The sequence below is a fragment of the Mesorhizobium marinum genome, assembly GCF_040813675.1.
GTDB lineage: Bacteria > Pseudomonadota > Alphaproteobacteria > Rhizobiales > Rhizobiaceae > Mesorhizobium_K > Mesorhizobium_K marinum.
In genome coordinates, this window is record NZ_JBFOCI010000005.1 from 1 (window position 1) to 25,322 (window position 25,322).

At 64.0% G+C, this 25,322-nt stretch carries 26 protein-coding genes and 1 pseudogene; 9 read left to right on the forward strand and 18 right to left on the reverse strand.

The window, feature by feature from the left end; translation table 11 throughout:
* Positions 1-706: 706 nt before the first annotated feature.
* From ABUE31_RS15835 to ABUE31_RS15865, 7 genes are all read right to left on the reverse strand, one after another.
* Positions 707-1,195: a hypothetical protein gene (locus tag ABUE31_RS15835; RefSeq protein WP_367724645.1), complete on the reverse strand. Its 489-nt coding sequence runs from the start codon at positions 1,193-1,195 to the stop codon at positions 707-709.
* 168 nt (positions 1,196-1,363) lie between these two features.
* Positions 1,364-1,594, reverse strand: coding sequence for a hypothetical protein (locus ABUE31_RS15840; RefSeq protein WP_367724646.1), 231 nt, complete (start codon positions 1,592-1,594; stop codon positions 1,364-1,366).
* Positions 1,595-1,763: 169 nt separating this feature from the next.
* Positions 1,764-2,039 carry a hypothetical protein gene (locus ABUE31_RS15845; protein ID WP_367724647.1) on the reverse strand — a complete coding sequence of 92 codons (276 nt, stop codon included), beginning with the start codon at positions 2,037-2,039 and terminating at the stop codon, positions 1,764-1,766.
* A 107-nt stretch (positions 2,040-2,146) separates the two neighbouring features.
* The gene (locus ABUE31_RS15850; RefSeq protein ID WP_367724648.1) at positions 2,147-2,356 is read right to left on the reverse strand and encodes a hypothetical protein; all 210 of its coding nucleotides are present in this window, start codon (positions 2,354-2,356) and stop codon (positions 2,147-2,149) included.
* Between the two features lie 2 nt (positions 2,357-2,358).
* The gene (locus ABUE31_RS15855; RefSeq protein WP_367724649.1) at positions 2,359-3,024 is read right to left on the reverse strand and encodes a hypothetical protein; all 666 of its coding nucleotides are present in this window, start codon (positions 3,022-3,024) and stop codon (positions 2,359-2,361) included.
* A gap of 72 nt (positions 3,025-3,096) precedes the next feature.
* The gene (locus ABUE31_RS15860; protein WP_367724650.1) at positions 3,097-3,672 is read right to left on the reverse strand and encodes a hypothetical protein; all 576 of its coding nucleotides are present in this window, start codon (positions 3,670-3,672) and stop codon (positions 3,097-3,099) included.
* 28 nt (positions 3,673-3,700) lie between these two features.
* Complete coding sequence (locus ABUE31_RS15865; protein ID WP_367724651.1) at positions 3,701-4,012, reverse strand: helix-turn-helix domain-containing protein; 312 nt, start codon at positions 4,010-4,012, stop codon at positions 3,701-3,703.
* 166 nt (positions 4,013-4,178) lie between these two features.
* Here ABUE31_RS15865 and ABUE31_RS15870 point away from each other — a divergent pair, with 166 nt between their 5' ends.
* Both ABUE31_RS15870 and ABUE31_RS15875 read left to right on the forward strand, forming a co-directional pair.
* On the forward strand, positions 4,179-4,406 hold the full coding sequence (locus ABUE31_RS15870; protein WP_367724652.1) for a hypothetical protein: 228 nt from the start codon (positions 4,179-4,181) through the stop codon (positions 4,404-4,406).
* 218 nt (positions 4,407-4,624) lie between these two features.
* Positions 4,625-7,216, forward strand: coding sequence for a DUF3987 domain-containing protein (locus ABUE31_RS15875; RefSeq protein WP_367724654.1), 2,592 nt, complete (start codon positions 4,625-4,627; stop codon positions 7,214-7,216).
* A gap of 230 nt (positions 7,217-7,446) precedes the next feature.
* Here ABUE31_RS15875 and ABUE31_RS15880 read toward each other — a convergent pair whose 3' ends face one another.
* Together ABUE31_RS15880 and ABUE31_RS15885 are read right to left on the reverse strand one after the other, a co-directional pair.
* Positions 7,447-7,815 (reverse strand): hypothetical protein, encoded by a 369-nt coding sequence (locus tag ABUE31_RS15880; RefSeq protein WP_367724655.1) that lies wholly within the window; start codon positions 7,813-7,815, stop codon positions 7,447-7,449.
* Positions 7,812-9,053, reverse strand: coding sequence for a tyrosine-type recombinase/integrase (locus ABUE31_RS15885; protein WP_367724656.1), 1,242 nt, complete (start codon positions 9,051-9,053; stop codon positions 7,812-7,814). Before ABUE31_RS15885 ends, ABUE31_RS15880 begins: the two co-directional genes overlap by 4 nt.
* A gap of 267 nt (positions 9,054-9,320) precedes the next feature.
* Between ABUE31_RS15885 and ABUE31_RS15890 the strand changes: the two genes are divergently transcribed.
* Positions 9,321-9,563 carry a hypothetical protein gene (locus ABUE31_RS15890; protein WP_367724657.1) on the forward strand — a complete coding sequence of 81 codons (243 nt, stop codon included), beginning with the start codon at positions 9,321-9,323 and terminating at the stop codon, positions 9,561-9,563.
* 120 nt (positions 9,564-9,683) lie between these two features.
* Positions 9,684-11,153, forward strand: coding sequence for a glycoside hydrolase family 25 protein (locus tag ABUE31_RS22825; RefSeq protein ID WP_437344136.1), 1,470 nt, complete (start codon positions 9,684-9,686; stop codon positions 11,151-11,153).
* A 4-nt stretch (positions 11,154-11,157) separates the two neighbouring features.
* On the opposite strand, the gene purD is transcribed toward ABUE31_RS22825, so the two are convergent.
* Entirely contained in the window at positions 11,158-12,432 is a 1,275-nt protein-coding gene (gene purD, locus ABUE31_RS15900) for a phosphoribosylamine--glycine ligase (protein WP_367724658.1), read from the reverse strand.
* A 172-nt stretch (positions 12,433-12,604) separates the two neighbouring features.
* Here purD and ubiA point away from each other — a divergent pair, with 172 nt between their 5' ends.
* Positions 12,605-13,588, forward strand: coding sequence for a 4-hydroxybenzoate octaprenyltransferase (gene ubiA, locus ABUE31_RS15905; RefSeq protein WP_367724659.1), 984 nt, complete (start codon positions 12,605-12,607; stop codon positions 13,586-13,588).
* A 13-nt stretch (positions 13,589-13,601) separates the two neighbouring features.
* Here ubiA and ABUE31_RS15910 read toward each other — a convergent pair whose 3' ends face one another.
* The 3 genes from ABUE31_RS15910 to ABUE31_RS15920 form a co-directional block, all read right to left on the reverse strand.
* Complete coding sequence (locus ABUE31_RS15910) at positions 13,602-14,168, reverse strand: DUF6101 family protein (protein ID WP_367724660.1); 567 nt, start codon at positions 14,166-14,168, stop codon at positions 13,602-13,604.
* Between the two features lie 223 nt (positions 14,169-14,391).
* Positions 14,392-15,816 (reverse strand): FAD-binding oxidoreductase, encoded by a 1,425-nt coding sequence (locus ABUE31_RS15915; protein ID WP_367724661.1) that lies wholly within the window; start codon positions 15,814-15,816, stop codon positions 14,392-14,394.
* Between the two features lie 8 nt (positions 15,817-15,824).
* Complete coding sequence (locus tag ABUE31_RS15920) at positions 15,825-16,760, reverse strand: L-threonylcarbamoyladenylate synthase (RefSeq protein WP_437344141.1); 936 nt, start codon at positions 16,758-16,760, stop codon at positions 15,825-15,827.
* Positions 16,761-16,919: 159 nt separating this feature from the next.
* Between ABUE31_RS15920 and ABUE31_RS15925 the strand changes: the two genes are divergently transcribed.
* The gene (locus tag ABUE31_RS15925) at positions 16,920-17,447 is read left to right on the forward strand and encodes a hypothetical protein (protein ID WP_367724664.1); all 528 of its coding nucleotides are present in this window, start codon (positions 16,920-16,922) and stop codon (positions 17,445-17,447) included.
* A 53-nt stretch (positions 17,448-17,500) separates the two neighbouring features.
* Here the strand turns inward: ABUE31_RS15925 and glyS are convergent, their stop codons facing one another.
* Positions 17,501-19,834: a glycine--tRNA ligase subunit beta gene (gene glyS, locus ABUE31_RS15930; protein ID WP_367724665.1), complete on the reverse strand. Its 2,334-nt coding sequence runs from the start codon at positions 19,832-19,834 to the stop codon at positions 17,501-17,503.
* 118 nt (positions 19,835-19,952) lie between these two features.
* Here glyS and ABUE31_RS15935 point away from each other — a divergent pair, with 118 nt between their 5' ends.
* The 3 genes from ABUE31_RS15935 (at position 19,953) to ABUE31_RS15945 (ending at position 20,847) form a co-directional block, all read left to right on the forward strand.
* Positions 19,953-20,168 (forward strand): ribbon-helix-helix protein, CopG family, encoded by a 216-nt coding sequence (locus ABUE31_RS15935; RefSeq protein WP_367724666.1) that lies wholly within the window; start codon positions 19,953-19,955, stop codon positions 20,166-20,168.
* Positions 20,162-20,527 (forward strand): type II toxin-antitoxin system VapC family toxin, encoded by a 366-nt coding sequence (locus ABUE31_RS15940; protein ID WP_367724667.1) that lies wholly within the window; start codon positions 20,162-20,164, stop codon positions 20,525-20,527. The genes ABUE31_RS15935 and ABUE31_RS15940 overlap by 7 nt, the downstream gene beginning before the upstream one ends.
* Before the next feature lie 134 nt (positions 20,528-20,661).
* The gene (locus tag ABUE31_RS15945) at positions 20,662-20,847 is read left to right on the forward strand and encodes a hypothetical protein (RefSeq protein WP_367724668.1); all 186 of its coding nucleotides are present in this window, start codon (positions 20,662-20,664) and stop codon (positions 20,845-20,847) included.
* On the opposite strand, the pseudogene ABUE31_RS15950 reads toward ABUE31_RS15945, so the two are convergent.
* From ABUE31_RS15950 to ABUE31_RS15965, 4 genes and pseudogenes are all read right to left on the reverse strand, one after another.
* A pseudogene (locus ABUE31_RS15950) lies at positions 20,844-20,996 on the reverse strand (IS5/IS1182 family transposase); the annotation flags it as partial. The gene ABUE31_RS15945 and the pseudogene ABUE31_RS15950 sit on opposite strands and share 4 nt — an antisense overlap.
* A gap of 27 nt (positions 20,997-21,023) precedes the next feature.
* The gene (locus ABUE31_RS15955) at positions 21,024-21,944 is read right to left on the reverse strand and encodes a glycine--tRNA ligase subunit alpha (RefSeq protein WP_437344142.1); all 921 of its coding nucleotides are present in this window, start codon (positions 21,942-21,944) and stop codon (positions 21,024-21,026) included.
* Positions 21,945-22,047: 103 nt separating this feature from the next.
* Positions 22,048-24,081 carry a tetratricopeptide repeat protein gene (locus ABUE31_RS15960; protein WP_367724670.1) on the reverse strand — a complete coding sequence of 678 codons (2,034 nt, stop codon included), beginning with the start codon at positions 24,079-24,081 and terminating at the stop codon, positions 22,048-22,050.
* A 159-nt stretch (positions 24,082-24,240) separates the two neighbouring features.
* Complete coding sequence (locus tag ABUE31_RS15965; protein WP_367724671.1) at positions 24,241-25,257, reverse strand: polyprenyl synthetase family protein; 1,017 nt, start codon at positions 25,255-25,257, stop codon at positions 24,241-24,243.
* Between the last annotated feature and the right edge of the window lie 65 nt (positions 25,258-25,322).

Below are 25,322 nucleotides of genomic sequence, written 5' to 3' on the forward strand. Positions count from 1 at the left end.
CTGAATCCACAAGTCCTCAAACGCCTGAAGAGCGTCAGGAGTAACCTCAGTCTCTAGTGCCGGCCTGTCGCCGTGTGCTTTAACCGAATCGTTCGCTTTTGTCATGTATATAATTAGGACATAATTCCTATTCTTATGGGGCGTAGCTGAAACTCGGGACCTGAGGAGCAACGCCAATGCCAGGACGCAGGAAACTCCGCACGGAAATCTATAGAACGGACTTCGACAAAATCGAGCACCTAGCTGACCAACTCGTCCGCGCTCTTGGCCACGCAGGCATCGGCATGAACCACTACACGCCTCACGGCGAAGCGATGATGAGGCTCCGCACGGATTTGAGAGAAGCGGTCAACGTCTTGGGCAATCGGCCACCCGACTACTTCCGGCACAACGGGCATATGTCACCCGGCGAAGTGCAATGGCACAGTGAAGTCGAACGTAGAGGCCGAGAGTCGCTACCTCAAAAGCCAGACCAGCCCAATGATGACGACCAGTGCGACAACGGCCCCGATTAGGCAGCCCCGCCCGCCTTCGCGGAGGGGGTCGAAGTCGGGTTCGGTCATCGGACGGCAGGGGTTCCCGCAACTGCCGGTACAATGCGGGTGCCACAAACGACCGTCAAATCGGGCGGCGCTGTGCGGGACGCGCGTGTAGGGGCGGCGGTGTCCCTTGCAGACTGAGTGCCAGAGATCACAACTGAATACACTTAGTGTGTATTAAGGCCCTTCACTTGAGCGCGAAGACTGTTTACCACATCTATTCCCAATCGCGGGTCGTCCAATGGAGCCAAAATAGCTGCCGAAAAATTACATTTCGAATAGCATGATATATGAATAGAAAAGCCATACAAACTTCTTTTCTCGTCGTACTCGGCTATGTGAACCTCAAAATAATTGTCACCATCTCTCGAATAGAATTTTTCTATTTGTTCTTTCGTTTTGTCGGATGAAAATTGATTGTAAAGTTCATCAATAGATTGATCTTGAGCGCTAAATATAATCGCATAATGAGTTTCATTTATTGAAAATTCAACGAGCTCACCATTGGCACTTGACGTATTTCTTCGTTCAACAAATTTGTACTCTTCAGGAAAATGAAATGCATACTGGCGCCCATTCAGTGTGAAGGTGCGTCCGTCCTCGGACAAAGCTTGTGTTGAGATTAGCGCCGCAACAATGAGCGCGAAACTCCGCATGCGTTTCCCTCCGCAGCTGCTTCTCATCCTACCGAGAGGGAACCACCTGCGCCAGTCCGGCCCAATGGCTCATGTTTTGTGGCCCGTCTACTACAATAGCGGATCGCCCAAACGAAAAAGGCCCGCACGTTGGCGCGCCTCTTTCTGTGGCGGGTGGGCGACCTGTGGTTAGGTGGCCTTGTATACTGCCGTCTTTCGATCAAGCGTGACCTTGTTCCCTTCCCTGCGCACGTCGCCAATCAAGGCCTTAGCCGCAGGTTCGGTAACGTCCAACTCGGACATGATTGTTGCGACCTTGACCCCACCAGGTCGCTTGAGCATCAAGCCGACGCGCCGCTTCTTTGTGAGCTTCGGCGCGAGGGTGACGGATATCAAAATATTCTCGGAAGCGAAAAACATTCGTTGGCTCCTGGTTCGGTTGCTAGATTTGACCCCCTCCAGACATTGGCAGGGAGGGTCATTAACCGGGGAGACCAACGGTAGGGCAGCTATGCCGGATTCCCGTCGTGGAGGCAACAAAAATGCGCGCCCTAAGGGCGCGCAAATTGCAACACTTGGCGGGGGTCGATCAGGCGACTTTATAGACGGCGGTGCCGTGGTCGAAATCGACCTTGACGCCCATCCGCTTGACGTCGCCGATCAGCGCGCGAGCCGCAACAGGCGAGCATTCAAACTTCGCGACTATCGCCTCCACAGTCGTGCCCTCTTTGAGCATTTCAGCGACTTGCGCCTTCTTGGCGACGCGCGGACCATTCGGTGCCTGGGCGAACTTCGTCCGCACGGACGCCTTAATCTTCGTAGCCTTAGCCTTGGTAGCGCGCATGGTTTGCTTGGTCGTCGTCATGTGCTTTCTCCTTGTGTTGCGGTTGCGATGACCAACGTCTAGGTCGCCTCGCTCGAAAGCCGCAACGGAGCAGGTGAGCACTAATTTTGAACGTCAGGACCTATGGTTCACTTCGCTTGATCCAAGGCTTCTCGAACATCGTCCGGCGCTTCCCGAACAATGACGCCTGCGCTGAACTCACCATGGCCGGTGTGCCGACCGGAAGGTACGAACGTGACATAGGTTCCGCCAAACCTCGCCTTCGACACATCGAGAATCGAGCTTGACCCGATTGTAGTGGGTTCGCCATTGGGCTGGGTGAGTTTGATCCAAGCCATCGTCAGCGCCCCTCGGCAATCGCCCTGAGCCTGGCCTCGAACCTTGCGTATCCAGCGCGGGGCGGTTCGGGTTTGAGGATGGCCATGCCCGGAACTTCCGAACCCGTCGCCACCGGAGCAAGCCCATTCGGATCGAGGCTGATCGCACGGTTGACGTGGTAGTTGTCGGTGGGCTGTGTCGGATACGAGACCGGGCGAACCTTACGAGCGATCGTCGGCACCGCGACACGCCCGATCGCGACCAGTTCGCCTGTTTCGCGGTCGATCTTCAAGCGGCCGTCAAAAAGGATAGTCGCGAGTAGGTCGAGATCGTCGGCACTAAGGCAGTCGGCACCATCACGATAGCGCTCGAGGAAATCGGCCGCGATGGAGCCGGCATCGCTAACCCGCGCAAGGTCTCTGCCGAACAGCGCCATGCGGATTGCCATAGCGGCGTCGGTCGCGATGGCATCTCCATCGACAATATACCGAAGGACGCTGCTCATCGAGCCGCATAGCGTGGTGAGTTCATCACTCGTCGCTGGTTTGACCTTTTCGTTGCCGCTAGCGAGTTCCGCCAAGCGGGCCTTGCGGAGTCCGGTCTGTGTCGCGAGGTCGGCCAGGTTTAGCAAATTTAGCATCTGGATGATCGCGGCTGCTCCCCCGTGCTTCATTGCTCTCAAGCGCATGGTTTCTTCTCCAAGGACTGGTTGGGTGCCAGTCGTCGGCGTTGATCGATGTTGCTACGGACAGGCAGTGCGCTACGCGCCGAACCAGCCGGGCGTTTCGTTGTCGCTGAACCCAACAGCCACACAGTCGATGCTGATTGGAGCGGCTACTTTCTGGTGCAGATATTCGACAAAGCCTCGGTCAGGATGCGTGACGACCAACTGGCTCGGGTATAGCGTGAACTCGACAGGGAAATTCTCCACCGCCCAAGTGACGCGACCGAGACGTTTCAGCATTTCGGCATACTCGCGCCGATGGCCAACGATCCGATCCAGTACGGCCCGGCGACGGGCCTGTGCGACATCGAGTCGTGCAACGACATATTCTGGGATGAAGGCGTATTCGCTGCCAAGCCAAGGGGTCGGACACTCGCTGCAACGCAGCCGGGTGTCCTCGCAGAAACCGACACCAACGGTCAGAAGGTCGCCATCGACGCCCGCGTGAACGGTCAATCCTCGCTGGTACTCAAGCGATGCCTCCGCGCCGAAAGCGTCGCAGTGGCGGTTCACCAGCCCTTGGCAGATGTGAAGTAGCTGCTCGGCCAATGAACAATCATATGGCGGATAGCCAGAATGGGTACGGAAGGAACCGTGGTCGATCTTGCCCATATCGCTTCTCCTTGCTCGTCGTTGCTCGCTACGCGGTGGACTTCGTGCCCGTAGTCGCGGCTCTCGGCGTCACTGACTGCTCGCCGCGAACGACAGGCGGGAGCACGTGCTTGTGAGTCGCGGCGTCGGCGGCAAATTGGAAATGGTTCAGAAGTCGCTGAAACGTCTCGATGGTCGGGACCCGCCGACCGGCTGCGATGTCGTAAAGCGTCGGGCGAGTGACTCCGGTGGTATCGGAAAGCTCTTGAATGTTGCTGGCCGATATTTTCTTGCGCACGCCTTCGAGAAGAAGCCAGAGGTCGATTGGTAAACTAGAGCCTGCTGGGGTTAGTCCAGACATATCGTCGCTCCGTGAATTCATTTCGTTAAATGTATTGTTCGTTTAACAACATGCATAGGGCGCGATTAGACACAAAAGATCAATCAATCTGTTTGTTTATTGACGGAATCGAAAGTAACGTGCGAAACGATTTTCAATATCAACTGTCGATGGACGAAAAACGATCATGAGCACACGCCAAGAACCAATGGATTTTGTGGCCGTTCTCGAAACACTCAGGCAGCGTATCGCCGAGTGCGGAAGGATCACCGATTTGGCTCGCAAGCTTGATGTTGACTATCAGCGACTGACCTACTTCGTGCGCAACCCGAAGTCGGCTCCTGCGCCTGAAACAACGGCGAAGCTGATGGCCTTCTACGGATTTAAAGTTGTCGCTGAGCGGGAAGCCGCTTAAAATTCAGCTCGCGTCGGATTCGATCGCCCCTGCGGCATCGTGATCGCCCGACGTAATCCGACTCACATGCTGGGTCGGCAGTTGGACGCTCCTGCAATAGGTCAACAAGAAAAAGCCCCCGGACTTTCGTCCGAGGGCAATGCAACGATTTCAGGGGTACAAAAGAGATACGCCCTTGCAATCGCATATCCCGACCTATGACTGCAAGGAGATTACGGATGAATTCGCATACTCTAGTAAACTTCGACACCCTTCCGAAATCTATAGCCGATCATCCATGCGTACTTTGGAAGTACGAGACGAGCGACGGCAAGGCGACGAAGCCACCATACCAGCCGACGACCCCACCCACATATGCGTCCTCTATGTCGCCAGCCACATGGTCCGAGTTCGGGCTGTGCCGCGACTTCATTCTTGCCAATCCAGAGTATGGCCTCGGACTGATCCTCGGCGGGCGCAACGATGACCGTCTGATCGGTTTCGATATGGACGACCTCGACCACGTCGCGCCAGAGCATCGCGCAATCAGCGAGGAGTGGCGCAAGTACATACTCGCAGCGATCCCGTCCTATGCCGAATTGTCGCCGTCGCAGAAAGGGGTGCACCTGATCTGTCGTGGCATCCTGCCGAACAACGCAACAGCCTACAACGCACTCAAACTGAAATACGGCATCGAGATTTACAGCGCCCGCCGCTACCTCACCACCACAGGGAATCGGCTACCCAACTCGACTGATGACTTTGCGGACTGCCAGCTCGCAATCAACGAGCTGGTTAGCGAAATCGAGAAGGCGACGGGCACCGTTTGTGGCGGCGATTTCGACCATGTTGGCGAGTACGAATCGAATGGCCGCCGCCTCGACCTGTCAGACGCCCAAGTGCTTGAACGCGCCTGCACCGCCAACAGGAAGTTCCAAGATTGGGCATATGGAACGTGGCCTCCGGGCGTCTGGTCGGACGTCAATGTGCAGGTCATTGGTGACCTCGATAAAGTCACCGGCTCGCCAGATCAGATTCTCCGGATCGTGTTGTCCCTGCCGTATGTCACGCAGTCGGCTCCCGCAGCGAACGGCGAGGCTCGCGAGCATAAAGTTTGGCGTCGCATAGCCAAGGAACTCACCAAGGCGCGTCCCAACAATGATCGTCTCCATGCCGAACGCGAGGCCGAGCGTGCGCGTATCCGGGCCGAGAAGCCCCGGCTCGACTCGATCATGGCTACGACACTCGCCTATCAAAGGGAAATCAACCGAGAGAATGTTCCCCCCGTACAGGGGGCAAGCGCTCCTAAGGCCGCGTATGAGAATCGGGAGCCAATTGACTACTGGGCGCCAGCAACGCCCGCAGCCGTACCGCAAGGTGTGCTCCCAGGAATTCTAGACGAGATGGTCCAGGAGGTCGGCGACTCAACCGGGCTCGACAAGTCGGCACTGTGCGTTCTGTCTTTGAGCGCTTGTGCAATGGCAACGACGGACAAGATTCGAATTCGACCCGTTCGATCCAGTGATAGGTGGAAAGAGCGGTTCGGCATGTGGGGGATCGGCGTTGGAGCGAGCGGAGCAGGAAAGTCGCCGCTGATCAACATAGTCGGGAAACCCATCAAGGACATCGACAAGGAAATCCGAGACAACTGGACCAAGCGTTGCGAAACCCTGCGGGCGCAGGCGGCGGCGGAAGGCAAGAAGCTGTCGAACAACGATCTCCCTCCTTGCCCCGATCTTATCCTCGGTGACACGACAACCGAGGCTGCGCAGGACGCGATGCTCAGTAAGGTCGATGGCGTCGGCATACTGGACGAAGAAGTGACGCAGTTCTTCGCCGGCATCGACCGATACATGAACGGCGGCAAAGGCGACGTATCACCGAACCGCGCATTCTGGCTGAAGTCATATGACGGGATCGGCGATACCGTTCGCCGCATCGGTCGAGGGAAGATCTACATCGACAACATCGCCATGAGCATCGTCGGGTGCATACAGCCTGACCCTATCAAGAAGATCAGCGCTGGCGGCCTCGATGATGGCATGATGCAGCGCATTACGCCTGTCCTACTTACAGATCGGGGTATCGGCACTGACGCCAACATTCAGAGCGTCCTCGATCGATATGATGCGCTGGTAAAACGACTCCACACGCTATCGGGTCGGGACGTGGTTGGCGGAACGCACCAAGACGGCGCTCTGCTTTCGTTTAGCCATGAGGCGCAGGGAATTTTCATCGAGCGGCAACGAAGCACGAAAGCGCTGCTCGAACACTTCGCCGAGATATATCCGAGCCTGCACATGCATCTGAAGAAGTACGATGGCATGTTGGCCCGCCTATCGCTTGGGCTGCATTTGATCGACTACGCATCGTTGCCACAATTGACCGACGCGCAGCAGCATTGGATACCCAACGAGATCGCGGCGGGCACGATACGTAGAGCCGAGCAGTTGCTGTTCGACTTCCTCCTGAACCACGCGATGGCATTCCACATCGAGATTCTTGGTTCGGGTCAGGACGAGGTAATCCGCGGGATCGCCGGCTACATTCTAACGCACAACGTCGAGCGTGTGACACTACGCCTGCTTCAGCGAAACGTCGCGGCGTGTCGCGAAATGGAGAGGCGCGACTATCAGAGGACACTGGATCGGCTCTACGCGGATGGCTGGTTGGTCGAGGTGGAAGACGGGCCGAAAAGGGTTTCGCCTCCGCAGGGAATAGTGAACGAGGCAGTCCATGTGACGTTCGCCAGAAAGGCCGAGGAAGAACGCGTTCGCCGCGACGAAATCTATCGGCTGACGAGTGGTATCAAGTACAAGGGGCGAGTGTGAAGGCGGGAGTTGTGTCGCGTGTGTCGATGAAAAAAGGGGGGGCCTCCTTTTATATAATATGTGAGGAAAGGGGACGTTTATATGTCCCGCGCGTATATCGACATTGGCGACACAACTACCACCCTCGAAGTCGGCAGAGAGGTGTGTCGTTACGCGTATCGACACACCCGACGCAATCGACACACTGGCACCAAAGGCCGCCTACGGTGCTTCGCTGTGGCAGGCAGTGCTTACCTGTCAGGCACCTCGGGCAGGTGCGCATGGTGTCGAACCCATTCATGCTCAGGCATGGCCTCGACGCGGTTCGCCAGCCGCAGAATGTCGTCACGCCGATACAAAGGCCGCGCCTTCGTTCCCGCTGAACACGGCCAGAGGTCGAAGCGCTCTTTGAGATTGTAGAAGTGACGGCGGGAAACGCCGAGCAGCATTGCAGCGCTGGTCGCCGACAATAACGCCCCTGTCGGTGCCGTGCGGTTCCCATGACGAGCGTAATCGCCCAGCGCCGTATGATCGACCGGCGACATGGCAGCGCCGTCTGCACTCGCTTTTGTGGCACCGCGCGGGGGTCGCTGCGGGTGCGCCTTGAATCTCCTTTTCATGACGCCACCCTAACCTGCTGGAAAGCAACCACGTTCGAGGTTTGTTTGGCGCTTTCAATCGAACCGTCGAGGTGCGAATTCCAAAGCTCCAGGGCTTCGCGGCGACGTTCGAGATCGGACTCGCGACGATACGCGCGCACCGTCGCATCGCCCACCAAGTGGCCCAGTACGCCCTCTGCCGTTTCGTAGCTGACCGTTGTCATGTCGCCGAGGAACGAGCGCAGGGCCGAGCGAAAGCCATGCACCGTCGCGCCCTCTGGCGTCAGGTGTTGCAGAGCGGCATGTGACAGATGCCCCGGTCCACGTTTGCCGCGAAGGCCTCCGGGGAAGGTATGCGAGGCATTTGGGTGGCGGATGCGCTGTTCGAGAACGATCTGAAACGCGGGCTCGGGTAGCGGCACAGAATGCGCGCGGCGCTGCTTGGTGCGATCAGCAGGGATGTTCCAAACCTTGTTCGCGAAGTCGATTTCATCGAAGCGCATTTCGGTCGCCTCACGTCGCCGGACGCCACAGCGGACGAGCATTTCCATGCAACGCGCGGCGTCACCCTGTTTCGCCCGCACGCTCGCTACGTAGGCGGGCACATCGCGCCAATGCAGGGCGGGCTGGTGGGTCGTTTTGTGTTTCAATGAAACGAGCTTGCCAACGATGCGCGCGTCGGCAGGGTTCGCCTGACTCAGCCCCTTGGCAATGGCGGTGTCAAAGACGCGACGCATTTGAAGCTGAACGAAACGGCGAGTTGTCGATGCGGTGATGCGCTTCAGAACATCGGCAACGTCGGAAGCCGTGAGGTCGCGCACGGGCAAACTGTGCAGCTTGGAACATTCGGCGATCGCTTTGTCCCAACGATCAACTGCATCCGGCGCGGTCCAGCGCTCACTGATAACGGCGAGCGTATCGTCAGCCACCTGCTTGAAAGTCACCTCCTTCTGGCGCTCGGCACGTTCGGAACGCCGAGAATCATTGCGAGCCAGAATCGGATCAAGCCCGTCGTCTAACTGGCGGCGACAACGTTCAGCGCGTGCCCGTGCGTCTTTCAGTGTGCCGTCATAGGCACCTAGCCCCATCTGACGGCGCTTGCCGGTGACGGGCGAGGTGAACGCCAACATCCATGACGCCTTGCCTGTGGTCCCGACCTCGATGCAGAGGTTGCCCCCGTCGTATAGGCGCGCGCCGCGCCGCGGGTTCTTTGCAAGCCACCCGTCGATTTCGAACTTGGTCAGTTGCTCTTTTGCCATCGTGCTTTTCCTTTCGCCCCCGCACTCGCCCCTGCAATTTTTGGTTGCACAGCGATGCACGGTTATGCGCACATTTTGCGCGCGACACTTCACACATAGGCAAAAACACTATACCAATCAACGGATTAAAGGACCCATTCCTGCACACATATGCATACTCATACACAATCCAAGGTAGCTGCAATCGCTGTTTACGTAAGCGTCAAATAGTGCGCGGTTGACCCGTCTTTCCGGAACGCTAACCTCCTCGGCGGAGGGAATCGATCCATGCTTTCAAGACCGGAAACCCGCCGCTGCATCGAATGCGGAAGACCCTACGGGTCCATCGGCTTCTGGAGCCACGAGGGTATTGTCTCCAACGGGCCGGCCTACTGGTCGGACCGGGGGATTTTGTGCTCGCCGGCATGCTCCCTCGTGCACTTTCGCCTCCGCGAGGCGGAAGGCACATTTCCCCAAGCGCCGGCGCCCGATCCTTTTCTGCTTGATAAACCCTCCCGCGGCAGGCGATAACTTGCCGGCCGGCGGGATCAAGTTTGTTGCAGAGACGCTGACGCCTCCCCCTGCCGGGGGCGGCGCAAAGCAGCAGGGAATGCCGGAACATTGATTCATTCATTTGATCGCTTCGCACGCATGCTTTTCCTTGTCGCAGTCGGCGCGCTTGCGGGCGCGGTGGCGGCGGGCGCCTCCGATTTCTCCGAGCCGTGGAAGCGGTCGGACCGGGCGCTGGTGATCGACGCCTATGAATACAATCCCATCGACTGGCAGAAACTGGTCGGCGACAAGCGGATCACCGGCTTTATCAACAAGGCGTCCGACGGACTGTCGCCGCCCTACAAGTGCTCGGGCAACCGGACCGAGGAGCGGCTCTGCAAGGCGCTGTGGAAGCGCCATGCCGTGGCGCGCGAGTTGTTCCACACGCGCCGGACCGTCGCCAAGGCGCTCGGCCTCAAATGGGGCGCCTACCATCTCGGGCGGCCGGGCAACCCGATCGACCAGGCCAACAACTTCATCGACTTCGCCGAACCCGGCCCCGACGACCTGATCGCGCTCGACATCGAGGACAACGATCCCGAGAAGTGGATGTCGCTGAAGGACGCCGAGATCTTCGCGCGCCACATCCATACGAGGCTCGGCCGCTGGCCGGTGCTCTATACCAACGGCAGCACGGCGCTGTTCATCGCCGAGAACCGGGAGCGCTACACCGTGCTCTCGCGCCTGCCGCTCTGGTATGCGCGTTACAAGCCGGCGATCGGGCTGCACTTCCCGAAGGGCTACTGGCAGACCTACGCGCTCTGGCAGTTCGCCGCCGGCGTCAACTGCGATACGCGCTCCTGCCCCTACCGCGTGCCGGGAACGCCGCTGGACATCGACGTGAACGTCGCCTCGATGAGCCCGGCCGAGTTGCGCGCGGCGTGGCCGTTCGGCGGCCTCGTCGACAAGAGCGAGCCGACCGATGAAGACGTCGTCGCGCAAACCTCGTCCGAAACCGTGCCGCTGCCGGTGCCGCGCCGCACGGCGCTGGCGGGCGGCGACATCACCGTGAAATTCGCGGAGGTCACGCTGACCGACGAACCGTCGGATGCGCCGATCCGCGAAGCGCTTGCCGCCGGATCGTTTCCGGAACTGGTCCCGATCGCCTTCGCCGCGCCTCAGTCGGCGGAGGCGGTCACCGAAGAGATTGCCGACATCACCGTGCCGACCGGCGAGACGATCCCGCTGCCGATCCGGCGCGAGGAAGCGCGCAAGAAGCGCGGCGACACGACCCTGAAGTTCGTCGCCGTCGTCGAGGTGCTGCCCGGCTCTGCTGCGACCCGCGGCCTGCCACCGCCTTTCCATGCGCTGCTCGGCCTGTCGTCCGAAGAGCGCGTGCCGGTCGAACTGGCCGGCTACGCCGAGGTCGCCCAAAGGGCGAGGCCGCCGATGCCCCGCCCGGCAGCCGACCCCGCGCCGAAGGGCCAGCCGAGCGGCGAGATTTCGGCCGCCGCGCTCGACGACCCGCCGCCGATCGTTCCCGGCGCGGCCGACTCATATCTGTCGCGCCGCGAATTGCCGGTCTTTCTGCTGCGCAAGCTCGACGGCCCCGACGAGGTGATGCCCTGACGGGCTAGGCGTTTTCCCGTTCGACCGCGCGCCAGCCGATGTCGCGGCGGCAGAACCCTTCGGGCCATTCGATGGCGTCGATCGCCGCATAGGCTTTCGCCTGCGCCTCGCTGACGGTTCGGCCGGTCGCGGTGACGTTGAGCACGCGCCCGCCATTGGCGACGATCCTGCCGTCGGACAGGGCGGTCCCGGCGTGGAAAACCTCTGCGCCGGTTGCCGTGGCCTTGTCGAGACCGCCGATCGCCGACCCCTTCTCCGGCGTGCCGGGGTATCCCCTCGCCGCCATCACGACCGTCAGCGCGGCTTCGTCGCGCCAACGCGCAGAGACGTGTTCGAGCTGGCCGTCGACGGCGGCGTTCAACAGCACCAGAAGGTCTTCCTTCAGCCGCATCATCAGCACCTGGCATTCGGGGTCGCCGAAGCGGGTGTTGTATTCGATCAGCTTCGGGCCGCTCTCCGTCAGCATCAGGCCGGCGAACAGCACGCCGGAAAAGGGCGCGCCCTTCTCGGCCATGCCGCGCATCGTCGGCTCCACGATCTCGCGCATCGTGCGCTCGATCATCGCCGAGTCCATGGCCGGTGCCGGGGAATAGGCGCCCATGCCGCCGGTGTTGGGGCCGACATCGCCGTCGCCGACGCGCTTGTGGTCCTGGGCGGTTCCGAACGGCAGCGCCGTGAAGCCGTCGCAGAGGCAGAAGAAGCTGACTTCCTCGCCGGTCATGAATTCCTCCACGACCACCGATGCGCCGGCACCGCCGAAGGCGCCCTCGAAGCAGGCGTCGACCGCCGCAAGCGCCTCGTCCAGCGTCATCGCCACGGTCACGCCCTTGCCGGCGGCAAGGCCGTCGGCCTTGATGACGATCGGCGCGCCCATCTTTTCGACATAGGCGCGCGCGTCGGCCGCCGTCTCGAAACGGCCGTAGGCGGCTGTCGGGATGCCGTATCGCGCGCAAAGGTCCTTGGTGAAACCCTTCGAGCCCTCGAGCCTGGCGGCGCTCGCCGACGGGCCGAACACCCGGATGCCTTGCGCGCGCAGGTCATCGGCGATGCCGGCGACCAGCGGCGCCTCCGGGCCGACCACCACGAGGCCGATCGCCTTGTCGCGGCAGAAGCGGCCGACGGCGGCATGATCGGAAACGTCGAGCGCCACGAGTTCGGCCTCGCCGGCTATGCCCGGATTGCCCGGCGCGGCGTAGAGCCTGGTGAGCAGCGGCGAGGCCGCGAGCTTCCAGGCCAGCGCGTGTTCGCGACCGCCGGACCCGATGAGCAGAACGTTCATGGACAGACCTCGCGTGCCGGGTTCAAAGGGTTCCGCTATTGGCGATGGCAGGCGAGGTCAAGCCGTAATGGCCGCGCCGCGCCGCTTTCCACCGAACCCGTCGGCCGACGGTCTCAAATCGGCGCGAGCCGCCCGTCTTGACGCCCGGCCGCCCGGCTGCCACTCCACGCGCATGGAAGACGTTCAGACAAGGGCGGCCCAGGGCCGCGTCGCCGACGCCCCGAGCGGGCATTGGGTCTACCGCGCGCTGCCGCGCCGGCTCTGGCCCTATGCGCAGCTCGCGCGCTGGGACCGGCCGATCGGCTGGCAGCTTCTGCTCTGGCCCTGTTGGTGGTCGGCGGCGCTGGCGGCGTGCGCCTATGCGCGGCCGGGCGACAGCTTCGCTTCGCTCATTCCCTCGCCCTGGCACCTCGCCCTGTTTCTTGTCGGCGCCATCGCGATGCGCGGGGCCGGCTGCACCTACAACGACATCGTCGACGCCGGCATCGACGAAAAGGTCGAGCGCACGCGCTCGCGCCCGCTTCCCTCCGGACAGGTGACGCGCCGCCAGGCCTGGGCGTTCCTGGTCCTGCAGGCGTTCGCCGGGCTGGTCGTCCTCGTCCAGTTCAACAGCTTCGCGATCCTGCTCGGCATCGCCTCGCTGGTCGTCGTCGCCATCTATCCGTTCATGAAGCGCTTTACCAACTGGCCGCAGCTCGTGCTCGGCCTTGCCTTCTCCTGGGGCGCGCTGATGGGCTGGGCGGCCGAGTTCGGCGACCTCGCCCAACCGGCAGTGCTGCTCTATCTCGGGTCGATCTTCTGGGTGGTCGGCTACGACACCATCTACGCGCACCAGGACAAGGAGGACGACGCGCTGGTCGGCGTCCGGTCGACCGCGCGCCTTTTCGGCGACAGCACGAAGTCCTGGCTGATCGGGCTCTACGGCGGCGCGCTGATCCTGATGGCCAGCGCCTTCTCCGCGGCGCAGGTGCCGGTGCCGGCGATGGCTGGCCTGCTCGCCGCCGGCGCGCACATGGCGCGCCAGATCGTCGTGCTAGACATCGACGATCCCGAGCAGTGCCTGCGGCTGTTCCGCTCGAACAACGTCGTCGGCTGGCTGATCTTCCTCGGCCTGATCGGCGGCGGCGCCTGGGTTGCCCTGAAACCGCTGCTCTGAGCCTGCGTCCGCGCTATTCGGGCGCGATGATCTCGTGGCCGTCGACGACAAGGCGCAGGCCGAGATTGCCGGGCTTGCGGCGCATCAGGAAGCGCGGACGGCGCAGCGGCGTCACGCGGCGCTTGCGGCGCTCCTGCACCGGCAGCGCCTTGATCGCCGCGCCGAGCGATTCTTCAAGCGTGCGCGCCACGCCGTCTGCCTCGATCAGCAGCATCGGCAGGCGGAATGCATCGGCCCAGGCGCGCCAGTCGGCTGCGACATCCTCGAGATTGTCGGCGACCAGGAGCGGCACCGACAGCATCGGGTCGGCATGCAGCAGTTCGAGGGTCACCGTGACGTTGCCGTCCGCGTCCTCCATGGCCCGCGCGGCGATGCCGCGGAACGCGTTGGCTGGCAGCACCACCGTTGCGGGAAGCCCGCTCATCTGCAGGACCCTGCGGACGATCGCCCCACGCTGGTCGATGGTGAAGGTGACGTCGCCGAAATCGTCACGGGTCGCGTAGCTGACGACCTGCGGCAAATGGAAAGGGTCGAGCCGCATGTTGCGTCCCGCCCAGACTGGCTTCAGTCCGGTGCTCATTGTTGTGCCTTCCTGTCTCTCCTGAGAGCCGGTTCGTACCGGTTCTCCGGGACCGGTTTTCCCGGTCTCTGTTGTGGGTCGACAGTAGCGCGGGACCCTTACCTGCCCGCTTAAAAAAGTCGGTTAAATTTTGCTGATATCGGGGATGGTTATCGGAATCCGACCTGCTGTAACGATCCGTCAGGCTTCGTTTACAAGGGGTTGCGGGACTTTGCGCGAGCGCTCAGATGACCTTGCCGGGGTTCATGATGCCGGCAGGGTCGAACGCCGCCTTGACCCGCCGCATCAGGTCGATGCCGACCGGCGGCGCCGTCGCCAAGAGCTCGTCGCGCTTCAGCCGGCCGATGCCGTGCTCGGCCGAGATCGAGCCGCCGAGCGCCCGCACGATGTCGTGCACCGCCTTGTTCATCGACCGATAGAGGTCGAGGAATACTTCGGGATCGGCGCCCGCCGGCTGCGAGACGTTGTAGTGCAGGTTGCCGTCGCCCATGTGGCCGAAGCAGACGACGCGGGCGCCCGGGCAGACGCCTTCGACCGCCGCCGCCGCGCGGCCGATGAACTCCGGTATCGACGCGATCGGAACCGAGATGTCGTGCTTGATCGATGCGCCCTCAGGCTTCTGCGCTTCCGAGATGTTTTCGCGCAGCGCCCACAGCGCATCGCCATGCGCAATGCTGTCGGCCAGCGTCGCATCGCCGGCGAAGCCGCGTTCCATGCCTTCGGCGAGGATTGTCTCGATCAACGCGCGGGCGTCCTCCTGCGAGCGCCCGGACGAGACCTCCAGCAGGACGTGCCATGGCCAGTCGCCGGCAAGCGGGCGCACGGCGTTCGGCGTAAAGCGCAGCGAGAAGTCGAGCGGCGTGCCGCCGATGAGTTCGAACGCCGTCAGGCTGCCGCCGGCGCGCTCGCCGGCGAGGCCGAACAGGCCGAGCGCCGCCTCCGGCGAGGCGACCCCGGCCCAGCCGACCTCGCGTCCCTTCGGCTTCGGGAAGATCTTCAGCACCGCCGCGGTGATGATGCCGAGCGTACCCTCGGCGCCGACGAACAGGTTCTTCAGGTCGTAGCCGGTGTTGTCCTTCTTCAGCTTCCTGAGGTCGTCGAGCACCTCGCCGGTCGGCAGCACCACCTCGACGCCGAGGCAGAGCTCGCGCGCATTGCCATAGGCGAGCACCGCGGTGCCGCCCGCATTGGACGAGAGGTTGCCGCCGATCTCGCACGAGCCCTGCGACGCCAGCGACAGCGGGAACATTCGGTCGGCGGCGTCGACGGCGCGGTGCAGCGCCTCGAGCACCACGCCCGCCTCGGCCGTCACCGTGTTGGACAGCGTGTCGATCTCGCGCACGCGGTTCAGCCGCGACAGTGAAACGACGATCTCGTTGCCTTCCCTGCCCGGCATCTGGCCGCCGACGAGGCCGGTATTGCCGCCCTGCGGAACGATCGGGGTGCGCGTCTCGCTGGCGAGCTTCAGGATGCGGCTCACTTCCTCCACCGAGCCGGGCCGCAGCACCAGCGGCGTACGCCCGGGGAAGAGGCCGCGCGGCTCGCGCAGGAAAGGCGCCATGTCGGCTTCGGCGCGCAGCGCATGCGCGTCGCCGACGATCGCTGCAAACCGCTCGAGCAGGGTCGGATCGGGCGGAAGAGGCGTCATCGACGAACTCACTGGTCCCTGGGGGCCGCGGCGCGGCGCAGCCGGTCGTTGATCGCTTCGCCGAGGCCGGTCGCCGGGATGGATTCGACCGCGATGGTCGGCGCGCCCGAGCGGTCGAGCGCCTGCATGTGGGAGAACAGGTTGGCCGCGGCCTCCCGCAGATTGCCCGACGGCGACAGGTTGAGCATTGCCACCGCCCGATCGGCGTTCTCGGCGCGTACCTGGCCGAAGGCGAGCAGCGCCTCGCCCGGCAATACGCTGGCCGCCCCGACGCGGACCGATGCCTTCGGCGCATAGTGGGAGGCAAGCATGCCGGGCGCCTCGACGCGCTCGCCGCCGCCCGCGCCGCGCACGACGGTCTGGCCGGCCGCAGCTTCGATGACCTCCGCCGCGACCCCGCCGGGGCGCAGCAGGCGCACCTTCCCGTCCTCGACCTTGACGATGGTGGATTCCAGCCCGACCGTGGTCGGGCCGCCGTCGACGATCAGCGGGATCCTGCTTCCGAGGTCGGCCTCGACAGCCTCTGCCGTCGTCGCCGTGATGCGGCCGGACGAGTTGGCGCTCGGGGCCGCCAGCGGGCGGCCGAGCCTTGCGATGAGAGCGGAACCGAATCCCTGCGGCATCCTGACGGCGACGGTGTCGAGCCCAGCCGTCACCAGCGGGTGGATCGACGCATCTTGGCGCAGCGGAAGCACGAGCGTCAGCGGCCCCGGCCAGAACGCCTGTGCGAGTTTTTCGGACAGCGGATCGAGCCGGGCGATGCCGGACGCCATGACCATGCCCGACACATGCGCGATCAGCGGATTGAGGCGCGGCCTTCCCTTCGCCTCGAAGATACGGGCCACAGCCTCGCCGTTGGTGGCGTCGCCGGCGAGCCCGTAGACCGTTTCGGTCGGGATCGCCACGACCTCGCCGGCCTCGAGCAGCGCCACGGCGCGCTCCATGGCCGCCTCGGTCTTCAGGATTTCCGCCAATGCTTCCGGCCCCGATCTCGCATGGCGTTGCTATAGCGCGGCTCGGCGGCCGGCAACAACCGGTTTCCCGGTAAGCCTCCGTAAACCACGACCTGCCACACTCCACCGGTCTTTCCGGGGGCTCCGGCCATGCGTGCCAGTAGCGTTGCTTTCATCGTCTCGACCCTTGCGGCGACCGGGGCTTCGGCCTCGTCGATCCAGTCGCTCGACCCGAGCGCCGGCACGCCGTCGATCGTCGCGCTCGCCGACACCGCGGCCGACCCCTCCATCGTCGATGCCGGGCCGCTCGTCGGCCCCGCGCCGTCGATCCTCGCGCTGGCCGACACGCCCACAGGCGAGACGACGGACATCCTGTCGCTCGGCGATCCCGCGCTCCCAGGCGAAGCCGCAGCCGGCGATGCTGATAGGATGACGATGCCGCTGGTCATCCGCGGCGGTGAAACCGGCCAGATCTCGGCACGCCCGGCTCCGGCCCCGGCGCAGGCGACCGCGCCCGATGGCCAGCCGCCGCTGCTCGATCCCAACGACCGGGGCACGCCGGCCAAGCGCAAGGCGCTGAAGCGTCAGGCCGAACGGCTTGCGCAGCAAAAGGCGCAGGCCCCGGCGAGCGGGCAGAACCCCGACCCCTCCGATCACGCGGTGCCGCTCGGCCAATAGCGTTCCTAGAGCCGGGCGCAGTCCTTCCCGAAAAGGCCCGTCCGGGAGAGCCCCTAACCGGCGATCTTCGAGAAGTCGGCGACCTGCGACGTGGCCGCGCGGATGCGGGCGAGCAGCGCCAGCCGGTTGGCGCGCACGCCAGCGTCCTCATCATTCACGAGAACGCCTTCAAAGAATGAATCAACCGGTTCACGCAACGCGCTAAGCGCCTTCATGGCACCGGAAAAGTCTTCGTTCTGAATCGCTTGGCCGGCTTCCCTCTCGGCTTGATTCACCGCGGCGTCGAGCGCCCTCTCTTCATCGGTGCGGAAGAGTGCCGGATCGACAGCATCGGCGACCACCGTGCCCTTCTTCTCTTCGGCCGCGAGAATGTTCGCCGCACGCTTCGTGCCGGCGAGCAGGTTCTTGCCGTCCTCGCTGTCGAGGAAGGAGCCCAACGCCTCGACCCGGCGCACAATGGCGAGCAGGTTGCAGGCCTCCGGCGTCATGACGGCATCGATGATGTCGTGGCGCTTGCCGCTGTCGCGCAGATAGACCTTGAGGCGATCCTGCAGGAAGGCGCGCAGGTCGTCGCTGATCGCCGGATCGTGGTTCTCGACCAGCGGCAGCCAGTCCGGGGCGTCCGCCTTCGTGTCGGCGACCAGAGCACGGGCGCCGTCGCCGAACAAGCCGCCCTTGGCGGCCGCCGAGAGGATCGCGTTCAGCTTCTGCGGCGCGGCCGCCGACGGCCCGACCTGGTGGCGCAGCACCTGAACGTCGTTGAGCGGATCGATGGAGAAATTGAGTTCGTTCTCCAGCACGATGCGGACGAGGCCAAGCGCCGCGCGGCGCAAGGCGTAGGGATCCTTGGAGCCGGTCGGCTTTTCATCAATCGCCCAGAAGCCGGTCAGCGTATCGAGCTTGTCGGCCAGCGCGACGGCGACCGAAACCGGGTCGGTCGGCACGCGGTCGGACGGTCCCTGCGGCTTGTAATGTTCCTCGAGCGCCGCCGCGACAGACGGATGCTCACCCTGCAGGGCCGCGTATTTCCGTCCCATAGCGCCCTGCAGTTCGGGAAACTCGCCAACCACTTCGGTCTGCAGGTCGGCCTTGGCGAGAACGGCGGCGCGGCGCGCCAGCGCCGGGTCGGCGCCGACGAGCGGCGCGAGATCCTCGGCCAGCTGCGCGAAGCGCGTCACGCGCTCGCCCTGCGTGCCGAGCTTGGCATGGAAGGTGACGCCGAGCCTGTCGAGGCGCGCCATGCGCTGGTCGAGCGGCTTCTTCAGGTCGAGCCCGAACTTCTCCGCCGACGCCTTGAGCGTGTCGAGGTCGGGCAGGTCGGCCTGGTCGGTCTTCCAGAAATAGAGCGCGTCGGAGAGGCGCGCGCGCACCACCTTGCCGTTACCGTGGGCGATCTCCTTGCCGCCGTCCTTCGCCTCGATGTTGGCGGTGACGACAAAGCGGTTGGAGAGCGCATCAGCCGCGCCCTGCGGCCGCGTGACGAAACACTTCTGGTTGGCGCGGATAGTCAGCCGGATGACCTCGGCCGGAATGGACAGAAAATCCTCCTCGAAGGTGCCGAGCAGAACGACCGGCCATTCGACCAGGCCCGAGACCTCTTCCAGCAGTCCCTCGTCCTCGACCAGGTCGAGCCCGTTGGCGAAGGCGAGGTTCTTCGCGTCGGCGAGGATGATTTCCTTGCGCCGGTCGGCATCGACGATCACCCTGGCTGCCTCGAGCTTCGCCGCATAGTCGTCGAAGCGCCGAACCGTGATCGCGCCTGGCGCATGAAAACGATGGCCATAGGTGACGTTGCCCGAGCGGATGCCGTCGACCTCAAAATCGACGACGACGGGCTCCTCGGTCTCGGGGCCGAAGGTGCAGACGATGGATTGCAGCGGGCGCACCCAGCGCAGGGTCTCGCCACCACGTCCCTCGGTCGCGCCATAGCGCAGGCCCTTCGGTCCTGAAGCCGGCCCCCAGCGCATCGATTTCGGCCAGGGGAAGGCGCGGATGATGCCGGGCACGAGGTCGGCGATGATCTCCTCGGCCGCCCTGCCCGGCTTCGCGATGTGGGCGACGTAGAAATCGCCCTTCTTGGGATCGGAATGGACATGGGCCTGGCTTGTGTCCGACAGGCCGGCCTTGCGCAAAAAGCCCTCGACCGCCTGAGGCGGCGCCTTGGTCGAGGGTCCCTTGATCTCCTCGCGGACGTCCTTCGAGCGGGCGGTGACGCCGCGCAGGTCCAGCGTCAGGCGGCGCGGTGACCAGTATTCGCGCGCGGCTTCGTAGGTCAGCCCGGCCTCGACGAGGCCGTCGGTCACCATCTTCTTCAGGTCGCTGGCGGCTTTCCTCTGCATTCGCGCAGGGATTTCCTCGGAGCGGAGTTCGAGCAGAAGGTCGGGCATGGCTATTTCCTGATGCGCGCCCGCCCTATCAAGCCTCGCCCTCATTGTCACGCCCCGCATGCTTGTGCAGGGTCGAAGTCATTGATATATGATATCGATATCACATATGGATTGAACGATGCGCGCCCTGATCGACATCGAAGAACAGCAGATCGAACGGCTCGATGAACTGGCGCGGCGGCAGAAGAAGTCGCGCGCCGCGCTCATCCGTCACGCCGTGCGCGAATACCTCGATGCCCGCAACGCGGAAAACGCCGATGGCGCGTTCGGCCTCTGGCGCGCGCGCGCCGTCGACGGCCTGGAATATCAGGAGCGCGTCAGAAGCGAATGGTGAAAGCCCTCTTCGACACCAACATCCTGATCGACTTCCTGAATGGCATCCCGCAGGCCCGTGACGAGATCGCGCGGTATGGCGGCAAATCGATCAGTATTGTCACTTGGATGGAGGTTATGGTCGGCGCGGACGCGGATGTCGAAACAAGCACGCGCGACTATCTCAACTCGTTTGAGGTCATCCCGCTTGACGACAAGGTCGCCGACCGCGCCGTAAGACTCCGGCGCGAGCATGGCGTTCGCCTGCCCGACGCCATCGTCTGGGCTTCCGCGGAGATGCACTCCGCGCTTCTGGTCACCCGCAACCCCAAGAATTTCGGCCACGATTCACCCGGGATCAGGGTGCCGTACGCGCTGTAGCCCGGTTCATGCGGCGCCGAGGCCGCCGCCTCCATTCCGGAACGATCGGTCGGCGCCTAGCAAGGCGCAATTCCTGCGTGAACCAAATCGGCTGTCGGCGCGACCAAGGGATATCGAAAGGAAGGCCTACGGCCATGAAAACGATATCCACCTATGTCCAGATCGCCGCGCTGGCTGCCTGTTTCGCGGCGCAGTTCCACCCGGCTTCCGTCACCGGCATGCCCGGCACCCGCAAGGCGCTGCAGACGCTTGAAGTCTTCACCAACCAGGTCGAGAACCGGTCCGCCACGCAGACCCTGGCCTGGTCGGACCCGCGCTAGGGCGTGGACTCAACTGAACGCATCCAGAGTCTAGCCGAAGCGAGTGCGACAGCGGCGAGGAAGTTCGTGGCGTGCTTTTCGAAGCGAGTGGCGATGCGCCGGAACTGCTTGATCTTGCAGAAGAAGCGCTCGACCAGGTTGCGGCGTCTNTGGCCCGACCCCGCCGCGGGCTCCGCTCAGGCTGCGAGCCCGCCGGCTTCCGTCAACAGGAAGGCTTCGCCGCAGGCTTTCGCTAGGTTGCGAACGCGTAGGATGTAGCTCTGGCGCTCCGTCACCGAGATCACGCCGCGCGCGTCGAGCAGGTTGAAGACGTGGCTCGCCTTGATCGCCTGGTCATAGGCCGGCAGCACCATCTTGTGGCGGGCGGGATCGCCGCCCTCGGCCGGGGCGCCGGCGGCGAGCAGCGCCTTGCATTCCTTCTCCGCATCGTCGAAATGGCGAAGCAGCATCGCCGTATCGGCATGCTCGAAGTTGTGGCGCGAATATTCCTGCTCGGCTTGCAGGAAGACCTCGCCATAAGTGACCTTGTCGGCGCCTTCCAGCCCGTTGAAGTTCAGGTCGTAGACATTGTCGACGCCCTGGACGTACATGGCGAGGCGCTCCAGACCGTAGGTCAGTTCGCCCGACACCGGCGCGCATTCGATGCCGCAGACCTGCTGGAAATAGGTGAACTGCGAGACTTCCATGCCGTCGCACCAGCATTCCCAGCCGAGCCCCCAGGCGCCCAGCGTCGGGCTTTCCCAGTCGTCCTCGACGAAGCGGATATCGTGCAGCAGCGGATCGACGCCGATCGCCTCGAGCGAGCCGAGATAGAGCTCCTGCAGGTTCGGCGGGTTGGGCTTCAGGATCACCTGGTACTGGTAATAGTGCTGCAGGCGGTTGGGGTTCTCGCCGTAGCGGCCGTCCTTGGGCCGGCGCGAAGGCTGGACATAGGCCGCGTTCCAGCGCCTCGGCCCGAGCGCGCGCAGCGTGGTCGCCGGATGGAAAGTGCCGGCGCCGACCTCCATGTCGTAGGGCTGCAGGATGACGCAGCCCTTGTCGGCCCAATAGTTGTGCAGCGTCAGGATCAGCCCCTGGAAGGACCGTTCGGGGCGCATGTGGGCGGCAAGTTCAACTGGCAAGGGAACCTCGGGCGCGGGTCGCGGACGTGCCGCACGTCCTAGTCCGCGACCGGTAGAGCGTCAAGTTGGCGACGGTACGTCAGTGGCCGGCGGGCGGCAGCGTCAGTTCCTGGCCGGGCATCAGCCTGCCGGGATCGCCGAGCAGATGGGGATTGAGGTCGAGGATCTCGATGTACCGGTTGCCGTTGCCGAGCTTGTCGACGGCGATCGACCACAGCGACTGCCCGGGCGCGACCCTGTAGACGGCCGGCTTCGGCGCGGCGGCATCCGGCGCGGCCTCGGAACGCTGCTCCGCCGGCGCCTGTTCTGGCTCCGGTTGGACGGCCGGCGCCGGCGTAGCGGGCGTCGGGCCGGCGACCGACTTGTCGTCCAGCGGCGGCAGGCCTTCCTTCAGCTTCTTCTCGACTTCGGCCAGAACGTTGGGTTCCGGCTCCATGTCGCGCGCATGGCTCCACTGGAATGTGGCCTCCAGCCGGCGGCCGACGCGCCAGTAGGCGTCGCCGAGATGGTCGTTCAAGACCGGATCGTCAGGCTTCAGCGAAACGGCGCGCTCGAGTTCGCGCACGGCCTCCTCGAACTCGCCGAGCCGGTAGTGCGCCCAGCCGAGCGAATCGACGATGTAGCCGTCGCTCGGGCGCAGCTCGACCGCCTTGCGGATCATGTCCATGCCCTCTTCGAGGTTCATGTTCATGTCGATCCACGAATAGCCGAGATAGTTGAGCACCTGGGGCTGGTTGGGGAAGAGTTCCAGCGCCTTGCGGAAGTTCGGCTCCGCCTTGGGCCATTGCTTCAGCCGCTCATAGGCGATGCCGCGCTGGTAGTAGATGTTCCAGTTGGCGGCGGCGCGCGGATCGTTGGGGATCGCGATCACCTTCGATTCGATGCGCTTGACCGCCCTGTCGAAGACCTTGGCCGCGCCGGCAAAGTCTTCCTTGGACGCGTAGACGCCGCCGAGCGCCAGGTAGCCGCGCATGTCGTCGGGATTCTCGTCGACCAGCGCCTGCAGCTGGCGGATGGCCTCGTCGCGGCGGTCCATGTCGGCGAGATTCAGGCCGAGCTGCAGCTGCGATATCCGCCGCAGCGGCGACTTCGGGGGAACGCTCCGGTAGAGTTCGATGGCGCGGGCGGCGTCCTGTTGCTGCTCGGCGACGCCGGCGAGCTGGACCAGCACCTGGTCGCTGTCGGGCCGCAGCGCCAGCGCGAACTGCAGGTAAAGCCGCACGAACGCCTCGCCGCCGCCACGGTTGAGCGCGCTGGCGAGCGCAAGAAGGTGCTCGCTGGCGCCCTGCGCCGGCGTCGCCACGATCGGCGTCACGGCTTGTCCCTTCATGATGCGGTCACGAAGGTCGATCAGCGGCAGCCGGCCGGACGCAAACTCTTCGGCCTTGTCGAGCACTGCGAGGGCGGCGTCCTTCTTGCCTCCGCGCGCCAGGAAGCCGGCATAGGCCTCGGCGGCGCGAAGCCAGGTGTCGGGCGCCGCGCCGCCCGCGGCGACGCCGTCCACAGCGGACCGGTAGGCGGCGTCCGCCTCTTCCCGGCGGCCGGCCTGCTCCGCGACCAGGCCCTTGGCGTAGGAAACGAAGAGCCCGTACCAGTCCGGCCCGGAGAGGTCGTCGAGCGTCGCCATGGCGCCGGCCTTGTCGCCCTCGCCGAGCTTGGCCCAGGCGATCATCACCTTGGCGATCAGCCCGTCGAGATCGGATTCCTCGGTGAAGGTGAGCTGGTTCTCGGCCGCGCGGTAGTCGCGCTTGCGGAAGGCGTCGATGGCGAGCGCGAGCCGGGCGAGCCGCTCTACATCCGGAACCGACTTCAGCTTCTGCGCGTAGGGCAGCGATTCGGCGAAGCGCCCTTCCGCGACCAGCGCCAGCATCAGGCTCTGCTGCAGCGGCTGGTTGTCGGGATCGAAGGTCAGCGCCCGCTTGTAGAAAACGATGGCGTCTTCGAGATTGTTGTCGATTTCCGCGATGCGCGCCGCCAGATAGGCGCCGGAGAAGGAATTGACCTCCACCGGAGCGGACTTTTGCGAGGCGATCGCCGCCGCGCCGGACATCGAAAGCACTAGTCCGGTCGTCGCGGCCAGCCCGACAAGCCAGCGTCCCGCTCTTAGCTGCATCGTCTTCCTTTCCACGGTCGCGGCCCGGCGCATGGGCGAGAGGGCCGCGTCTGGATTCGCACCGGCATCCCGGCGATCTTCGCCCAAAGCATGGCCTTTTTCGGGTCGGCGTTCAATCCGCTGCCCTTCACGTTGCGGTCACCCGCACGGGCCCTGCAGTCAGACCACGCGGCTGATGCAGAAGTCGATCACGTCGAGCAGCGCCGCCTTCTGCGGCGTCTCGTCCAGCGGGGCCAGCGCGTCGCGGGCGATGCCGCCGAAATGGCCCGCGCGCCCGATCGTGTCGGAGATCGCGCCGTGCCTGGCCATCAGGCCGATCGCCTTTTCCAGCGATTCGTCGTCGGTGCGGTTGTCCTCGATGGCCGCCTTCCAGAACTTGCGCTCGGCCTGGGTGCCGCGCCGGTAGGCGAGGATCACGGGCAGCGTCACCTTGCCCTCGCGGAAGTCGTCGCCGACGTTCTTGCCGAGGTCCTTGCTCGATCCGCCGTAGTCGAGCGCGTCGTCGATCAGCTGGAAGGCGAGGCCGAGATTCATGCCGTAGGAGCGCAGTGCCGCGCGGTCGTTGCGCGACGCGCCGGCGATGACCGGCCCGACCTCGGCAGCCGCCGAGAACAGCGCCGCCGTCTTCGCCTTGATGACGGCGAAGTGCTCGTCCTCGGTGGTCTCCAGGTTCTTCGCCGCGGCAAGCTGCATCACCTCGCCTTCGGCGATGATCGAGGCGGCGGTCGACAGGATGTCGAGGGCGTCGAGCGAGCCCACTTCCACCATCATCCGGAACGCCTGGCCGAGCAGGAAGTCGCCGACCAGCACGCTCGCCTGGTTGCCCCAGATCATGCGCGCCGTCTTGCGTCCGCGGCGCATGTCGCTCTCATCGACCACGTCGTCGTGCAGCAGCGTCGCCGTGTGCATGAACTCGACGCTGGTCGCCAGCTTGACGTGTCCGTCGCCGGCATAGCCGAACATCTGCGCCGCGGCGAGCGTCACCATCGGCCGCAGGCGCTTGCCGCCGGACGAGATCAGGTGGTTGGCGACTTCCGGGATCATCTCGACGTCGGAACCGGCCTTCGAAAGGATCAGCTCGTTGACGCGGCCGAGATCGGCCGAGGTCAACGCGATCAGCTCGGCGATCGACGCCTGCTCACGCTTGCCGCCTTCGAGGTTGAGAACAACGCCCACCGGTTTCTCCGTCCGAAATTCCGCCATTGTGCGGAAAGCTTTAGCGAATCTAGGGGGCCATGGCC

What these genes read in the sequence shown, in the direction of transcription:
- ABUE31_RS15835 (WP_367724645.1), bottom strand. Translation starts at nt 1,195, where the DNA reads ATGCGGAGTTTCGCGCTCATTGTTGCGGCGCTAATCTCAACACAAGCT.
- ABUE31_RS15840 (WP_367724646.1), bottom strand. Translation starts at nt 1,594, where the DNA reads ATGTTTTTCGCTTCCGAGAATATTTTGATATCCGTCACCCTCGCGCCG.
- ABUE31_RS15845 (WP_367724647.1), bottom strand. Translation starts at nt 2,039, where the DNA reads ATGACGACGACCAAGCAAACCATGCGCGCTACCAAGGCTAAGGCTACG.
- ABUE31_RS15850 (WP_367724648.1), bottom strand. Translation starts at nt 2,356, where the DNA reads ATGGCTTGGATCAAACTCACCCAGCCCAATGGCGAACCCACTACAATC.
- ABUE31_RS15855 (WP_367724649.1), bottom strand. Translation starts at nt 3,024, where the DNA reads ATGCGCTTGAGAGCAATGAAGCACGGGGGAGCAGCCGCGATCATCCAG.
- ABUE31_RS15860 (WP_367724650.1), bottom strand. Translation starts at nt 3,672, where the DNA reads ATGGGCAAGATCGACCACGGTTCCTTCCGTACCCATTCTGGCTATCCG.
- ABUE31_RS15865 (WP_367724651.1), bottom strand. Translation starts at nt 4,012, where the DNA reads ATGTCTGGACTAACCCCAGCAGGCTCTAGTTTACCAATCGACCTCTGG.
- ABUE31_RS15870 (WP_367724652.1), top strand. Translation starts at nt 4,179, where the DNA reads ATGAGCACACGCCAAGAACCAATGGATTTTGTGGCCGTTCTCGAAACA.
- ABUE31_RS15875 (WP_367724654.1), top strand. Translation starts at nt 4,625, where the DNA reads ATGAATTCGCATACTCTAGTAAACTTCGACACCCTTCCGAAATCTATA.
- ABUE31_RS15880 (WP_367724655.1), bottom strand. Translation starts at nt 7,815, where the DNA reads ATGAAAAGGAGATTCAAGGCGCACCCGCAGCGACCCCCGCGCGGTGCC.
- ABUE31_RS15885 (WP_367724656.1), bottom strand. Translation starts at nt 9,053, where the DNA reads ATGGCAAAAGAGCAACTGACCAAGTTCGAAATCGACGGGTGGCTTGCA.
- ABUE31_RS15890 (WP_367724657.1), top strand. Translation starts at nt 9,321, where the DNA reads ATGCTTTCAAGACCGGAAACCCGCCGCTGCATCGAATGCGGAAGACCC.
- ABUE31_RS22825 (WP_437344136.1), top strand. Translation starts at nt 9,684, where the DNA reads ATGCTTTTCCTTGTCGCAGTCGGCGCGCTTGCGGGCGCGGTGGCGGCG.
- purD (WP_367724658.1), bottom strand. Translation starts at nt 12,432, where the DNA reads ATGAACGTTCTGCTCATCGGGTCCGGCGGTCGCGAACACGCGCTGGCC.
- ubiA (WP_367724659.1), top strand. Translation starts at nt 12,605, where the DNA reads ATGGAAGACGTTCAGACAAGGGCGGCCCAGGGCCGCGTCGCCGACGCC.
- ABUE31_RS15910 (WP_367724660.1), bottom strand. Translation starts at nt 14,168, where the DNA reads ATGAGCACCGGACTGAAGCCAGTCTGGGCGGGACGCAACATGCGGCTC.
- ABUE31_RS15915 (WP_367724661.1), bottom strand. Translation starts at nt 15,816, where the DNA reads ATGACGCCTCTTCCGCCCGATCCGACCCTGCTCGAGCGGTTTGCAGCG.
- ABUE31_RS15920 (WP_437344141.1), bottom strand. Translation starts at nt 16,760, where the DNA reads ATGGAGCGCGCCGTGGCGCTGCTCGAGGCCGGCGAGGTCGTGGCGATC.
- ABUE31_RS15925 (WP_367724664.1), top strand. Translation starts at nt 16,920, where the DNA reads ATGCGTGCCAGTAGCGTTGCTTTCATCGTCTCGACCCTTGCGGCGACC.
- glyS (WP_367724665.1), bottom strand. Translation starts at nt 19,834, where the DNA reads ATGCCCGACCTTCTGCTCGAACTCCGCTCCGAGGAAATCCCTGCGCGA.
- ABUE31_RS15935 (WP_367724666.1), top strand. Translation starts at nt 19,953, where the DNA reads ATGCGCGCCCTGATCGACATCGAAGAACAGCAGATCGAACGGCTCGAT.
- ABUE31_RS15940 (WP_367724667.1), top strand. Translation starts at nt 20,162, where the DNA reads ATGGTGAAAGCCCTCTTCGACACCAACATCCTGATCGACTTCCTGAAT.
- ABUE31_RS15945 (WP_367724668.1), top strand. Translation starts at nt 20,662, where the DNA reads ATGAAAACGATATCCACCTATGTCCAGATCGCCGCGCTGGCTGCCTGT.
- ABUE31_RS15955 (WP_437344142.1), bottom strand. Translation starts at nt 21,944, where the DNA reads ATGCGCCCCGAACGGTCCTTCCAGGGGCTGATCCTGACGCTGCACAAC.
- ABUE31_RS15960 (WP_367724670.1), bottom strand. Translation starts at nt 24,081, where the DNA reads ATGCAGCTAAGAGCGGGACGCTGGCTTGTCGGGCTGGCCGCGACGACC.